Origin of the sequence: Kitasatospora sp. NPDC036755 (assembly GCF_040636595.1) — a bacterium.
Classification (GTDB): domain Bacteria; phylum Actinomycetota; class Actinomycetes; order Streptomycetales; family Streptomycetaceae; genus Kitasatospora.
Genome location: NZ_JBEZUT010000065.1, coordinates 16,807 through 31,048, shown reverse-complemented (window position 1 = coordinate 31,048; position 14,242 = coordinate 16,807). Strand labels below are relative to the sequence as shown.

The window sequence follows — 14,242 nt, the reverse complement described above, 5'->3', positions numbered from 1 at the left end:
AGCTCCCCGGCCCATTCCCCCATCGCCACGAAACGAGTCTGGCCCCACCGCTCACGCAGTGGGGCCAGAACCCAACATCTTCATCAGACTTCTAGCCGGCCACCGCGGTGGCCCGGCTCTCGCGGACCACCGTCACCCTGATCCGGCCCGGGTAGGTCAGCTCGGTCGAGACCTGGCGGGCCACCTCGCGGGCGATCAGTTCGGCACCGAGGTCGTCCACCGCCTCCGGCCGGACCATCACCCGGACCTCGCGGCCGGCCTGCATCGCGAACACCTCGGCCACGCCCTCGTGCGAGCGCGCGATCTCCTCCAGCCGCGCCAGCCGCCGGACGTACAGCTCCAGCGACTCCTTGCGCGCGCCCGGCCGACCGCCCGAACAGCCGTCCGCAGCCTGGGTCAGCACGGCCATCACGGTGCGGGGGTCGACCTCGTTGTGGTGGGCGGCGATCGCGTGCACCACCTCGGGGGTCTCGCCGTACCGCCGGGCGAGCTCCGCGCCGACGGCGGCGTGGCTGCCCTCGGACTCGTGGGTGAGCGCCTTGCCGATGTCGTGCAGCAGCGCCGCGCGCCGCACCGGCTCCGGGTCCACCCCGAGCTCGGCGGCCATCATCCCGGCCAGGTGCGCGGACTCCAGCAGGTGCCCGAGCACGTTCTGCCCGTACGACGCCCGGTAGCGCAACGAGCCCAGGGTGCGGACGAGTTCGGGGTGCATCCCGCCGACCCGGGCCTCCATCAGGGCGTCCTCGCCGGCCCGGACGCAGCGCTGCCCGACCTCCTCGCGACTGCGCTCGTACAGCTGCTCGATCCTGGTCGGGTGGATCCGGCCGTCCTCGACCAGCTGCTCCAGGGTGAGCCGGGCGGTCTCCCGGCGGATCGGGTCGAAGCAGGACAGCTGCACCGACTCCGGGGTGTCGTCGACGATCAGGTTCACACCGGTGACCGCCTCGAAGGCGCGGATGTTGCGGCCCTCGCGGCCGATGATCCGGCCCTTGATGTCCTCGTTCGGCAAGGGGAGGACGGTGACGGCGCTCTCCGCGGTCTGCTCCGTCGCCAGCCGCTGGACCGCCCCGGCGACGATGTCCCGGGCCCGGCGCTCGCCCTCCTCCCTGGCCTCGCGCTCGATCTCCCGGACGGTGACCACGGCCTCCCGCCGGGCCGACTCCTCGGCCTCCCGCAGGAGTTCGGCGCGGGCTTGTTCGGCGGAGAGCCCGGCGGCCCGTTCCAGGGCCGCCACCCGCCGGGTGACCAGCGCCTCGGCCTCACCCCGGGACAGCTCCAACTCGGCGGAGCGCTCGGCCAGTTCGTCCTCACGACGGCGCAGCCTGCGCAGCTCCTCGGCCATGTCCTCCTCGCGCCGGGCCAGTTCGACCCGCTGCCGGTCGGCCTGCCCCTCGGCCCACCGGCGGGCCTGCTCGGCCTCGGCCGACGCACGGCGCCGGGCCGCTCGCAGCCGCCCGATCGCCAGCCCGGCCGCCGCGGCGAACAACAGCAGGAGGAGTGCGGCCGATCCGGCGACCACCACCAGTGAGCCGCTCGGGCCGGTGCCCGCCGAGATCCCCATTGCCGCCCACTCCCCCGTCGCCGCGCGGGCCGCCGTCCGGAGGCGCCCGGGAACTGATGGCGAGGCTAGGTGGGGGTCACGAAACGGTCAAGAGTTGACCTGGTTCACTCCAAGACGCCTACAGAACTGCCACCGCTCCTGACTATTCCGGACCCGGCAGTTCACTCTGCTCCTCCTCCAGCGCACCGCGCACCACCCGGAACGCCAGCCCCTCGGAGTAGCCGCGCCGGGCCAGCATCCCGACCAGTCGCCGGGTGCGCACCTGGGTGTCCAGCCCCCGGGTGGACCGCAGCTTGCGCTCGACCAGGGCCCGGGCCGCGTCCGTCTCGTCGTCGTGGTCGAGCTGGGCGACAGCCTGCTCGACCAGGTCGGCGGCGACGCCCTTGGTGCGCAGTTCCTGGGTCAGCGCCCGCCGGGACAGACCCCGGACGGCGTGCCGGGACTCCACCCAGGCCTGGGCGAAGGCCGCGTCGTCGATCAGCCCGACCTCTTCGAGCCGGGTGAGCACCTCGTCGGCCACCTCGTCGGGGATCTCCCGCTTGCGCAGGGCGTCGGCGAGCTGCTTGCGGGTCTTCGCGGCACCGGTCAGCAGCCGCAGGCAGATGTCCCGGGCGCGGGCCTCCGGGTCGGCGGACTCCTCGGCCTGCTTCCGGGAGGCCCGGGCGGTGCCCTTCTCGTCGGACGGCCCCGCCGTGGAACGGCCCCGCCGTGCGCCGCGACGGGAGGTCGAGGCGGCCGCACCCCCGTGACCGGCCGCCTCGGCCCCGCCCCGGCCGCTCTCCGCGGCCGTCGGTGTCGGAGCGGGCCCCGCTCCGAGTTCCTCGGCCGCCAGGGCCGAGCGTCTCCGCCGGCGGCCGGTGGGCAGCTCGGAGGCGGAGACCAGGCCGAGCGCCTCGACCGGGGTCTCCGCCGACTCCGGCCCGGGCGCCGCGCCGCGCCGCGCCCGGGCCGGAGCCAGGTCGAACTCCGGCTCAGGGCCGGATGCCCACGGTGTGGTGGCCCGGCCGCGGCCCCGGGAGCGCGACCCCCGGGGCTTCGCGACCACCGGTTCGGGCTCCTCCGCGACCGCGGCGAACCAGTCCGGCGGCCCGTGGTCGTCGTCCTCCGGGCCGCCGCCCGCCATGTCGTGCTGCGTCAACGGCTCAGGCCTTGGCCGCCGCCGTCTTCTTCGCCGCGGCCGTCTTGGTGGCGGTCGCGGTGATCGGCTTGGCGGCGCCGTCGGCAGCGGCGGCGGCGGCCTCCGCGCCCTCGGCCGGCTCCTCCACCTTGGGACCGATGCCGAGCTTGCCCTTGATCTTCCGCTCGATCTCGTCGGCGAGCTGCGGGTTGTCCCGCAGGAAGTTGCGGGCGTTCTCCTTGCCCTGGCCGAGCTGGTCGCCCTCGTAGGTGTACCAGGCGCCCGACTTGCGGATGAAGCCGTGCTCCACGCCCATGTCGATCAGGCCGCCCTCGCGGCTGATGCCCACGCCGTAGAGGATGTCGAACTCGGCCTGCTTGAACGGCGCGGCGACCTTGTTCTTGACCACCTTGACGCGAGTGCGGTTGCCGACCGCCTCGGTGCCGTCCTTCAGGGTCTCGATCCGGCGGATGTCGAGGCGGACCGAGGCGTAGAACTTCAGCGCCCGGCCACCGGTCGTGGTCTCCGGCGAACCGAACATCACGCCGATCTTCTCGCGCAGCTGGTTGATGAAGATCGCGGTGGTGTTCGACTGGTTCAGCGCACCGGCGATCTTGCGCAGCGCCTGGCTCATCAGTCGCGCCTGCAGACCGACGTGCGAGTCGCCCATCTCGCCCTCGATCTCGGCGCGCGGCACGAGCGCCGCGACCGAGTCGATGATCACCAGGTCGATCGCGCCGGAGCGGATCAGCATGTCGGTGATCTCCAGCGCCTGCTCACCGGTGTCCGGCTGGCTGACCAGCAGGGCGTCGGTGTCCACGCCGAGCTTCTTGGCGTACTCCGGGTCGAGCGCGTGCTCCGCGTCGACGAACGCGACCGTGCCGCCGGCCTTCTGCGCGTTGGCGGCCAGGTGCAGGGTCAGGGTGGTCTTGCCGGAGGACTCGGGGCCGTAGATCTCGACCACTCGGCCGCGCGGAATGCCGCCGACCCCGAGGGCGACGTCCAGGGCGGTGGACCCGGTGGAGATCACCTCGACCGGCTCGTTGGCCTTCTCGCCGAGGCGCATCACCGAGCCCTTGCCGAACTGCCGCTCGATCTGGGCGAGAGCGGTCTCAAGGGCCTTCTCGCGGTCCGTACCTGCCATGGCTTTTTCCCTCGGGTTCTGTGCTGTGCGCTTCATCGTCATCGACGCTAGCGCGTCCCACTGACAAACGAGCCCGACCGGGCTCCGCCTGTGGAAAACTCCTCGCCGGAGAGTACAAAGAACATCTGTTCGATTCAAGCGTCGCACGTCCGGGCCGTGCCGCTCCCGAGGCACCCCCGGGAGCGGCGTCCCGGGTCACTCCCCGCGCCTGGCCCCGTCCCGGCCGACCATCCGGCGCAGCCTCCGGGCGGCCTCCCGGCGCAGCTCCCGCCTGGCCCGCCGCTGCTCGCCCCGGTCGATCCGGGGATCGGTGGCCACCTCGTAGCGCCGCACGTACGTGCCCACGAAGCCCTGGAGCGTCGCCGCCGCCGGGATCGCGATCAGCGCGCCCACCGCGCCGAGCAGTGCCGCCCCCGCGATCACCGAGCCGAAGGCCAGCGCCGGGTGCACGTCCACCGTCCGCGCGGTGATCCGCGGCTGCAGCAGGTAGTTCTCGATCTGCTGGTAGACCACCACGAAGCCCAGCACCCACAGCGCGTCCACCGGGTCCACCGTCAGCGCCACCAGCACCGGGAGCGCCCCGGCGAGGTACGTCCCGATGGTCGGCACGAACTGCGACATGACGCCCACCCAGACCGCCAGCGCCGCCGCGTACGGCAGGTCCAGCAGCGCGAACATCACCCAGTGCCCGATGGACGACACCACCGCGAGCAGGGCCCGGGAGTAGAGGTAGCCCCCGGTCTTGGCGAGCGCGATCTCCCAGGCCCGCAGCACCTCGCCCTGCTTGGCCGGCGGCAGCATCGAACAGACCGTCCGGCGCACCCGCGGGCCCTCGGCGGTGAAGTAGAACGTGAACAGCCCGACCGTGAAGGCCTGGAAGAGCCCGCCGATCAGGGTGGAGGAGACACCCCAGACGTTGTCGGCGGCCTGCTGGACGTAGCTCTCGATGGCGCCGGAGTCCTTGAGCAATCGATTCTGCAACTCACCCAGTGAGAGCTCCTGGTGGAAGGTCCGGTTGATCCACCCGATCAGGCTGTCGACCAGGTGCGGCAGATCCCCGGCGATCTTCGCCACCTGGTCGACCAGCAGCGTCCCGAGCGCGGCGAGGAAGCCGACCACCGCGACCCCGACCGCCACGAACACCAGGAAGGTCCCGATGCCCCGGCGCACCCCCCGCGCCGCCATCCGGTCCACGGCCGGCTCCAGCGCCAACGACAGGAAGAACGACACCAGCAGCATCACGAACAGGTCGATCAGCTGCCGGAACGCCCAGTCCGCGAGCTGGAACAGCCCCACCAGCACCAGGAACAGCACCATCGCCCGCGGCAGCCAGCGCGGCATCCCGCCGCCGCCCCACAGCCCCCCACCCGCCGGGGCGCCGTCGGCATCCCGGTCCGAATTCTTCTGTTCCGCGCTATTTGTCACCCGGACAGTCTGTCCCATGCCGTCCGGAGGCCGGCAGTCAGCGCAGCACCCCGGAGACGCCCTGGGTGTCGCAGACCGCGCGCCAGACGTCCTTGGCCTCCCAGCCCGCCTCCAACGCCTGCCGCACCGTCCGGCCGCCCAGCTCGCTCATCACGTGGTCGGTCGCGAACGACTCCGCGTACGCCTCCCCGAAGTGCGCGTACATCCGTCGCCAGAACTCCGTCAGCCTCATGCCCCAAGTATCCCGGACCGCGCCCGCCACTCCCCGAGCGTCAGCGCGTACTCGACCTCCCCGTGCTCGCTGCCCGGGATCATCTCCGGGTAGTCCTCGTGGAACGTGCGGACGTACGACAGCCCGCTCTTCTCCATGACGCGCCGCGAGCCCGCGTTCACCGTCATCGTGTAAGCCACCACCCGCTCCACCCCCAGCTCCGCGAACCCGAGCCGGACCAGCGCCCGCGCCCCCTCCGTCGCGTACCCGCGCCCCCAAGCGGCCCGCCGCAACCGGTACCCGAGCTCGACCTCGCTCCGCTCCCCCTCCCGCGTCGGCCGGAACTCGAACCACCCCAGGAACGCCCCGCCCGCCCGCTCCTCGGCCGCCCACCACCCGAGATCGCCGTACCGCCGGTAGCACTCCAGGTACCGCGGCAGCAGCTCCCCCTCGACCCACTCCCGCGCACTCGGCTTCCCCCCGGTCAGGAAGCGCATCACCTGTGGGTCACCGTCCAGTTCCACGAGCCGCTCGACGTCATCCGGGCCGAAGCGCCGCAACGCCAGCCGCTCGGTCTCCAGGAACACACCCGCATCCGCATCGCCCATGCCCCGATCCTCGCCCCCGCGACACCGCCCCGTCACCCGCTTTTCCTCGGCCCCTCAACGGGGCAGGGCCAGTACCCCCGCCCCGAAGTACCCCCGCTCCGCGCACCCCGCGGCACACCCGGCCCCGGCCGCGCCGGTCAGCATCCCCACCAGCTCGTCCGCCCCCGCCCCCGGACGCAGCGCCGCCGCCACGGCCACCGCTCCCGTCACGTGCGCCGCCGCCATCGAGGTCCCCGCCAGCGCCGCGTACCTCCCGTCCGGCCAGTCGGACACGACCGCCCCCTGCGGCCCGCCGTCCGGCTCGCCGCCCGGCGCGGCCAGCGAGACCCGTCCGCGCCCGTGGTTGGAGTAGCCCGCCGGGTGCCCGTCCCGGTCCAGCGCGGTGACGGTGACCACCCCCGGCAGTTCCCCGGGCAGCCGCACGCACTCCGTGCCGAGGCGGCGGACGGGCGCCGGCCCCGAGATCCGGTCGTTGGGGCTCCGCTCGTCGGTCCGCGCCGCGCCGAGGTCCTGCCCGTCGTTGCCCGCCGAGGCGACCACCACCGCCCCCTTCCGCCGGGCGTAGCCGGCGGCCCGGCCGACGGCCGCGACCAGCGCGGCCTGGTCCGCGTCCTCGGGGCAGTTGTACTTCCACGGGTCGGCGAAGTAGCTGTTGTTGATCGCCCTGGCCCCGTGGTCGGCGGCCCAGAGCAGGCCGCAGACGATGTTCTCCGCGTAGTACTGCCCGAGCGGCCCGAGCAGCCGCACCGCCGCGATCCGCACGCCGGGCGCCACCCCGGAGACCCCGTGGCCGTCCCGGGCGGCGCCGACGATCCCGGCGACGTGCGTGCCGTGGCCGCTCTCGGCCACCCCGGGCTCGGGCCGCCAGGCGCCGGTGCGGGCGTCGGGCCTGCCGTCCGCGCAGGAGGCGGAGGCCTTCGGGTCGACGGCGGCGCGCAGGTCCGGATGGGTGTCGTCGACCCCGGAGTCCAGTACGGCGACCAGCACCCCGTGCAGCACGTCGGGGCCGGGCGCGGCGCCGCCGCCGATCATGGCGAGGTTCCAGGCGTCCCCCTCCCCCGGGTCGGGCACCGTGACGGTCTCCCCGTCGGCCCGGTCGCCGCCCCGTCCCCCTCGGGGGCCCGCCGTGAAGTCCCCCGCGCCCGCCACCTGCCGCGGCGGCGCGACCACCGGCGCGGTCCTGGTCGCCCCGACGGCGGCGATCCCGGGCCTGGCCCGCACCCGCTCGGCGAACGGCCCGGTCGCGTACACCAGCACGGCCCCGATCTGCGGGTACTCCTGGACCACCTGCCCGCCCGCCGCCCTGCTCTCCGTCCCGGCCCGGGCCGCGCCGGCGGCGTCCTCGCCCTCGGCCAGCACCAGGTAGCTGAGGTACGCCCGCCCCGGCCCGGCCATGTACGGGACGGCGCCGCCGAGCACCAGCGCCGTGAGCAGCATCGCCAGCAGCGCCCTGGCCGGTCCGCGGAGCCGACGGCGCCGGGCGGTCCGGCCCGACGGGTGCGCCTGCACCATCGCACGGTCTCCGCTCGTCGGTCCGTTCGGTCACGGATGGGTCAAACATCCGATTCCTCACCATATGAGCGGATCATCGTTTCTGCTCTCCGGCTTGCTCCTCGCCCGTATCCCCCTCCCGCCGGTTCCCCTGCCCCCCTCGCCTCCCGCCCCACGTGTCAGTCCCACCCGGCACCATGGGGGCATGGCGCCCCAGCACCCCACCCCGCCCGCCGACGACCCCCTGGCCGGCTTCGCCCCGGCCACCCGGGCCTGGTTCACCGGTGCCTTCTCCGCCCCCACCGCCGCCCAGGCCGAGGCCTGGCGCGCCATCCAGCGGGAGACGGACGTCCTGGTGGTCGCCCCCACCGGCTCCGGGAAGACGCTGGCCGCCTTCCTCTCCGCCCTCGACCGCCTCAGCAGCACCCCGCCCCCCGCCGAGTCCAAGCGCCGTTGCCGGATCCTCTACGTCTCACCGCTCAAGGCCCTGGCCGTGGACGTGGAACGGAACCTGCGCGCGCCCCTGACCGGCCTGCGCCAGGCCGCCGTCCGCCTCGGCCTGCCCGAGCCCGAGGTCCAGGTAGCGATCCGCTCCGGCGACACCCCGGCCACCGACCGCCGCCGCTTCGCGACCCACCCGCCGGACATCCTGATCACCACGCCCGAGTCGCTGTTCCTGCTGCTCACCTCCGCCTCCCGGGAGGCCCTGCGCGGCGTGGACACGGTGATCCTGGACGAGGTGCACGCGGTCGCCGGCACCAAGCGCGGCGCGCACCTCGCGCTCAGCCTGGAGCGGCTGGACGAGCTGCTGGACCGCCCGGCCCGCCGGATCGGCCTGTCCGCGACGGTCCGCCCGGTCGAGGAGGTGGCCCGATTCCTCAGCCCGCGACGGGGCGCCGTCGTGGTCCAGCCCGCCGCAGCCAAGGAGTTCGACCTCTCGGTGGTCGTCCCCGTCCCCGACCTGGACGACCTGCCCGCCGCCCCGGCCACCGGCGGCGCCGCCGGGAACGATCCGCAGCGGCAGGGGGCACCTCCCGGCGGCCGGGCCGGGGGCGCCTCGATCTGGCCCCACGTCGAGGAGCGGATCGTCGACCTGGTCGAGGCGCACCGCTCGACCATCGTCTTCGCCAACTCGCGCCGGCTGGCCGAACGGCTGTGCAACCGGCTGAACGAGATCGCCCACGAGCGCGCCACCGGCACCGTCTTCCCCGAGGCGCACGCCCCCGCCGAGCTGATGGGCGGCTCGGGCGCCGCCAGGGGCGCGCCCCCGGTCATCGCCCGGGCCCACCACGGCTCCGTCTCCAAGGAGCAGCGCTCGCTCGTCGAGGAGGAGTTGAAGGCCGGCCGGCTGCCCGCCGTGGTGGCCACCTCCAGCCTGGAGCTGGGCATCGACATGGGCGCCGTCGAGCTGGTCGTCCAGGTCGAGTCCCCGCCCTCGGTCGCCTCCGGCCTGCAGCGGGTCGGCCGGGCCGGCCACCAGGTCGGCGCCGTCTCCACCGGCGTCTTCTTCCCCAAGTACCGGGGAGACCTCGTGCAGTCCGCCGTGGTCACCGAGCGGATGCGGGCCGGCCGGATCGAGGCACTGCGCATCCCGCGCAACCCGCTGGACGTGCTCGCCCAGCAGCTCGTCGCGATGACGGCCCTGGACTCCTGGCCGGTGGACGAGCTGCTCGCCGTGGTCCGCCGGGCCGCGCCCTTCGCGACCCTCCCGCAGTCCGCCTTCGACGCCGTGCTCGACATGCTGGCGGGCCGCTACCCCTCGGACGCCTTCGCCGAGCTGCGCCCCCGCCTGGTGTGGGACCGGGTGGCCGGCACGGTGACCGGCCGCCCCGGCGCCCAACGGCTGGCCGTCACCTCCGGCGGCACCATCCCCGACCGCGGCCTGTTCGGCGTCTTCATCGCGGGGTCGGCCGCGTCCGACCCGAAGACGGCGAAGAAGGGCGGCGGCCGCGTCGGAGAGCTCGACGAGGAGATGGTCTACGAGTCCCGCGTCGGCGACGTGTTCACCCTCGGCACCACCTCCTGGCGGATCGAGGAGATCACCCACGACAAGGTACTGGTCACCCCCGCCCCCGGCGTCCCCGGCCGGCTCCCGTTCTGGAAGGGCGACACCCTCGGCCGCCCGCTCGAACTCGGCCGCGCCCTGGGCGCGTTCACCCGCGAGCTGAGCGCCCTCGGCCCCGAGGCCGCCACCGAACGCCTCAAGCGGGCCGGCCTGGACGACTGGGCGGCCGCCAACCTGCTGGACTACCTGGCCGAGCAGCGCGCCGCCTGCGGACACCTCCCGGACGACCGCACCATCGTGGTCGAGCGCTTCCGGGACGAGCTCGGCGACTGGCGGATCGTCGTCCACTCGCCCTTCGGCGCCCAGGTGCACGCCCCCTGGGCGCTCGCCCTCGGCGCCCGGCTGCGCGAGAAGCACGGCCTGGACCCCCAGGTCATGCACGCCGACGACGGCATCGTGCTCCGCCTGCCCGACGCCGACCTGCTGGCCCTCGACTTCGACTTCAACGCCCCCGCGGAGCGCTCCGCCCCGGACGAGGCCCCGGTGGGCGCCGACGCCACCCTGTTCGACCCGGGCGAGATCGAGCAGCTGGTCACCGACCAGGTCGGCGGCTCCGCCCTGTTCGCCTCCCGCTTCCGGGAGTGCGCCGGCCGCGCCCTGCTGCTGCCCCGCCGCAGCCCCGGCCGCCGCACCCCGCTCTGGCAGCAGCGCCAGCGCGCCGCCCAACTGCTCGAAGTCGCCTCCGAGTACGGCTCGTTCCCGATCGTCCTGGAGGCCGTCCGGGAGTGCCTGCAGGACGTCTTCGACGTCCCCGGCCTGGTCGAGCTGATGGGCGATCTGGAGTCCCGCGCCGTCCGGCTGGTCGAGGTCACCACCCCCGAGCCCTCGCCCTTCGCCCGCTCGCTCCTCTTCGGCTACGTCGCCCAGTTCCTCTACGAGGGCGACTCCCCGCTCGCCGAGCGCCGCGCCGCCGCCCTCTCCCTCGACTCCCGGCTGCTGTCCGAACTCCTCGGCCAGGCCGAGCTGAGCGAGCTGCTCGACCCCGACGTGCTCGCCGAGCTGGAGGCCGAGCTCCAGCGCCTCACCCCCGAACGCCGGATCAAGGACGCCGAGGGCGTCGCCGACGCCCTGCGCCTGCTCGGTCCGCTCACCGAGGCCGAGTTGACGGCCCGCGGCGCCGAGCCGCTCTGGGCGCTGGAGCTGGAGGCGGCCCGCCGGGTGATCCAGGTCCGGATCGCCGGCGAGCAGCGCTGGGCCGCGATCGAGGACGCCGGGCGGCTGCGCGACGCCCTGGGCACCCCGCTGCCGGTCGGCGTCCCGGAGGCCTTCACCGAGCCGGTCAAGGACCCCCTGGGGGACCTGATCGCCCGCCACGCCCGGACCCACGGCCCGTTCACCGACGCCGAGGCGGCCGCCCGCCACGGCCTCGGCACCGCCGTGGTCACCGGCACCCTGCACCGTCTGACCGCCGCCGGCCGCCTGGTCCAGGGCCAGTTCAGGCCGGCCGGCAGCCACATCGACCCCGAGTGGCACACCGCCCCCGAGTGGTGCGACGCCGAGGTGCTGCGCCGGCTGCGCCGCCGCTCGCTGGCCGCCCTGCGCCAGGAGGTCGAGCCGGTCCCGCCGCGTGCCCTGGGCGCCTTCCTGCCGCAGTGGCAGCACCTGGCGGGCCATCGACTGCGCGGCCCGGACGGCCTGTTGCGGGTGGTCGAGCAGCTCCAGGGCACCGCCCTGCCCGCCTCCGCGCTGGAGAAGCTGATCCTCCCGGCCCGGCTCGCCGACTACTCCCCCGGCCTGCTGGACGAGCTGATGGCGGCCGGCGAGATCGGCTGGTGCGGGGCCGGCGCCCTGCCCGGCAAGGACGGCTGGCTCAGCCTGCACCTCGCCGAGAACGCCCACCTGCTGCGCCCCGAGCCCGTTCCGCCCGCGCTCACGCCGGTGCACAGCGCCCTGATGTCCGCGCTGACCGGCGGCTACGGCCTGTTCTTCCGCCAACTCGTCCAGCAGCTCCCGGAGGAGACGCCCGAACCGGAGGTCGTCGAGGCCCTCTGGGACCTCCTCTGGGCCGGCTTCGTCACCAACGACACCCTCGCCCCGCTGCGTGCCCTGCTCGGCTCCGGCCGGACGGCGGGCGCCACCGCCCACCGCGCGCCCCGGTCCACCCCGCGCGGCCGCTACGGGGGTGCCGGCCGGTCGTTCGGCCGGGTCGGCGGGGCCCTGCGCAGCGGTCCGCCGACGGTGGCCGGCCGCTGGTCGCTGCTGCCGGCCTTCGCCTCCGACCCGACGGTCCGGGCCACCGCCCAGGCGCAGAACCTGCTGGACCGGCACGGTCTGCTCACCCGCGGCGCGGTGGCGGCCGAACGGGTGCCCGGCGGCTTCGCCGGGGTCTACCGGGTGCTGGCCGCGATGGAGGAGCGCGGCCGGGCCCGCCGGGGCTACTTCGTCGAGGGCCTGGGCGGTGCCCAGTTCGCCATGGAGGGCGCGGCCGACCGGCTGCGCTCGGTCAGCGGCCGGCTGGAGCGCGCCCGGGCCGCGGAGTGGCCGGCCGCCCCTGTCGGGGAGCCGCCGCAGGCGCTGGTGCTGGCCGCCGCCGATCCGGCCAACGCCTACGGCGCGGCCCTGCCCTGGCCCGAGCCGCCCACCGCCCCGGGCGGCCGGGAGTCCACCGCCCACCGCCCCGGGCGCAAGGCGGGTGCCCTGGTGGTCCTGGTGGACGGCGAGCTCGCCCTGTACGTCGAGCGCGGCGGCAAGTCCCTGCTGGCCTGGCCGGAGGACGAGGCCACCCGGGCGCTGGCGGCCGGGGCGCTCGCGGCCGCCGTCCGGGAGGGCGCGCTGGGCAGCGTCACGGTCGAGCGGGCCAACGGGGAGCCCGCCCTGGGTTCCCCGCTCGGCCGCGCCCTGGAGGAGGCCGGCTTCCACGCCACCCCGCGCGGCCTGCGGCTGCGTCCCTGAAGCCCCCGGCGCCCCGGACCGCCGTGGACCGGTGGCCCGGGGCCTTTCGGTCCAGGGGTGCGAGAACGCCGAAAGGCCGCGGGGTCGAGAACCCCGCGGCCTTTCGCCACGTCGAATCACCCGATCGGCGGCGGCTGCGCCTCCACAGGTTCCACCGGGCCCACCGGTTCCGTACGGGGGCGCCGGGCCGGTCCGGTCGCGTTCCAGTCGGCGTGGACCGGTATGAGACCGAGTCCCCAGCCGCCGGCCGCGAGGAGCCCCAGCACCGCGCCGTGGGTCAGCTGCCCCCGGACGGCCAGGAGCCACCAGGCGAGCCCGGTCACGGAGACCACCAGCACCCACCGCGCCGGACGCCGTACCCGGAGGAACAGTCGCGCCCGGGCCCGTATTCGGGCCATCGGGCGCGTCTGCGCGTCTGTTCGCACGACCGCCCTCCCTTCGCTCGCCCCGGGCAGGGACGCCCGGGAATCGAGGCCGGGGTCAGGCGGCGACCACGTCCATCGCGGCGGCCTTGGGCGACAGGTTCGCCCGGTCGGTGCCGGGGGCGGGCAGCGGAACCGGTTCGAGAACCGGCCTCAGCAGATCACCTTCGGAGAGGGTGGCCATCGCCGCAAGTTCGGCGAGCGACAGTTCGTCGCTGACCTCGCGCATGACCTCGGACATCCGGACGTCGAGTGCGTCGCAGATGGCGGAGAGCAGCTCCGAGGAGGCCTCCTTCTGTCCTCGCTCGACCTCGGAGAGGTATCCGAGCGAAACCCTGGCGGCCGCCGACACCTCGCGGAGTGTGCGGCCCTGGCGCTGGCGCTGCCGACGCAGTACATCGCCCAGTAGGCGACGGAGCAGGATCATCGGTGCCTCCCTCCTCGGACTGCGGATCGAGATGTCACGTCCCCACCGTACCGCCTTGCCCGCTTCGCGTGCGGGGACCCCGGTCGTGTTCACTCTGGGCTGCAAGGCCGCCCCCCTCCTTGTTCCGGTGTCGCACCCGGGTTCGCGGGCCCCTCGTGGTACCCGTCGCGGCCCGCCCGGCCACCGTCGCGCAACTCGTTCGCCACCTGGTTTCTGCCCAACCAGGGTGTTGGATGTAACACGATCCTCCAGCTGTCCCATACCCGCGCGCCGGGCCGACGGATCCCGGTCCGTGGAGCCGTTCCCGGCGGGCCCCCTGTCGTACGGACGGACCCGCCGTACGAACGGGCCTACCGTGCGAACCGACCGACCAGCAGCTCCAGCGCGGCGGTCACCGCCCCGTGACGGATTGTGGCACGACCGCCCGACAGCAGGGGAGAACTGACCAGAGTTCCGCCCGGGCCGGCGACCGCCAGGTGTACGGTGCCCACCGGTCGCCCGTCCTGCGGGTCCGGCCCGGCCACCCCGGTCGTCGCGAGCCCGTACGTGGCGCCCAGCAGCTCCCGCACGCCCTCGGCCATCTGTCGGGCCACCACCGGGTGGACCGGCCCGTACACGTCCAGCAGGCCCTCGTCCACCCCGAGCACCGAGGCCTTCAGCTCCGTCGCGTACGCGGTCACCGAGCCCCGGAAGGTCGTGGACGCCCCGGGGACGTCCACCAGGGCGGCGGCCAGCAGGCCCCCGGTCAGCGACTCGGCGACGGCCAGGGTGCCGCCCTCGGCCCGCAGCGCGGCGTGCGCGCGTTCGGCCAGTGCGTAGTCCCGCTCCGCCTCGGCCCGCTCCGCCGCGTCGCGCTCCACCGCGTCCCGATCCGCCACC

The 14,242-nt window shown here is 74.9% G+C and carries 11 protein-coding genes; 1 reads left to right on the top strand and 10 read right to left on the bottom strand.

Annotated features, from left to right (window positions below; genetic code table 11):
- Positions 1-91: 91 nt before the first annotated feature.
- The 7 genes from rny to AB0E96_RS12800 form a co-directional block, all read right to left on the bottom strand.
- On the bottom strand, positions 92-1,561 hold the full coding sequence (gene rny, locus AB0E96_RS12830; RefSeq protein WP_359822111.1) for a ribonuclease Y: 1,470 nt from the start codon (positions 1,559-1,561) through the stop codon (positions 92-94).
- A gap of 142 nt (positions 1,562-1,703) precedes the next feature.
- Positions 1,704-2,699, bottom strand: a complete 996-nt coding sequence (gene recX, locus AB0E96_RS12825) for a recombination regulator RecX (RefSeq protein ID WP_359822108.1) — start codon at positions 2,697-2,699, stop codon at positions 1,704-1,706.
- A gap of 4 nt (positions 2,700-2,703) precedes the next feature.
- On the bottom strand, positions 2,704-3,822 hold the full coding sequence (gene recA, locus AB0E96_RS12820; protein ID WP_359822105.1) for a recombinase RecA: 1,119 nt from the start codon (positions 3,820-3,822) through the stop codon (positions 2,704-2,706).
- 195 nt (positions 3,823-4,017) lie between these two features.
- Entirely contained in the window at positions 4,018-5,163 is a 1,146-nt protein-coding gene (locus AB0E96_RS12815) for an AI-2E family transporter (protein ID WP_359822118.1), read from the bottom strand.
- A 121-nt stretch (positions 5,164-5,284) separates the two neighbouring features.
- Positions 5,285-5,479, bottom strand: coding sequence for a DUF3046 domain-containing protein (locus AB0E96_RS12810; RefSeq protein ID WP_359822102.1), 195 nt, complete (start codon positions 5,477-5,479; stop codon positions 5,285-5,287).
- A complete protein-coding gene (locus tag AB0E96_RS12805; protein ID WP_359822099.1) occupies positions 5,476-6,066 on the bottom strand; it encodes a GNAT family N-acetyltransferase in 591 nt (196 codons plus the stop codon). Before AB0E96_RS12805 ends, AB0E96_RS12810 begins: the two co-directional genes overlap by 4 nt.
- 54 nt (positions 6,067-6,120) lie before the next feature.
- On the bottom strand, positions 6,121-7,578 hold the full coding sequence (locus tag AB0E96_RS12800) for a S8 family serine peptidase (protein WP_359822096.1): 1,458 nt from the start codon (positions 7,576-7,578) through the stop codon (positions 6,121-6,123).
- Positions 7,579-7,762: 184 nt separating this feature from the next.
- Here AB0E96_RS12800 and AB0E96_RS12795 point away from each other — a divergent pair, with 184 nt between their 5' ends.
- Entirely contained in the window at positions 7,763-12,514 is a 4,752-nt protein-coding gene (locus tag AB0E96_RS12795) for an ATP-dependent helicase (protein ID WP_359822093.1), read from the top strand.
- Positions 12,515-12,630: 116 nt separating this feature from the next.
- Here AB0E96_RS12795 and AB0E96_RS12790 read toward each other — a convergent pair whose 3' ends face one another.
- The 3 genes from AB0E96_RS12790 to AB0E96_RS12780 all read right to left on the bottom strand — a co-directional run bounded on the left by AB0E96_RS12790 (position 12,631) and on the right by AB0E96_RS12780 (position 14,175).
- Positions 12,631-12,939: a hypothetical protein gene (locus AB0E96_RS12790; protein ID WP_359822091.1), complete on the bottom strand. Its 309-nt coding sequence runs from the start codon at positions 12,937-12,939 to the stop codon at positions 12,631-12,633.
- Positions 12,940-12,994: 55 nt separating this feature from the next.
- On the bottom strand, positions 12,995-13,363 hold the full coding sequence (locus tag AB0E96_RS12785; RefSeq protein WP_350739875.1) for a helix-turn-helix transcriptional regulator: 369 nt from the start codon (positions 13,361-13,363) through the stop codon (positions 12,995-12,997).
- Between the two features lie 350 nt (positions 13,364-13,713).
- Complete coding sequence (locus tag AB0E96_RS12780; protein WP_359822115.1) at positions 13,714-14,175, bottom strand: CinA family protein; 462 nt, start codon at positions 14,173-14,175, stop codon at positions 13,714-13,716.
- Positions 14,176-14,242: the final 67 nt, after the last annotated feature.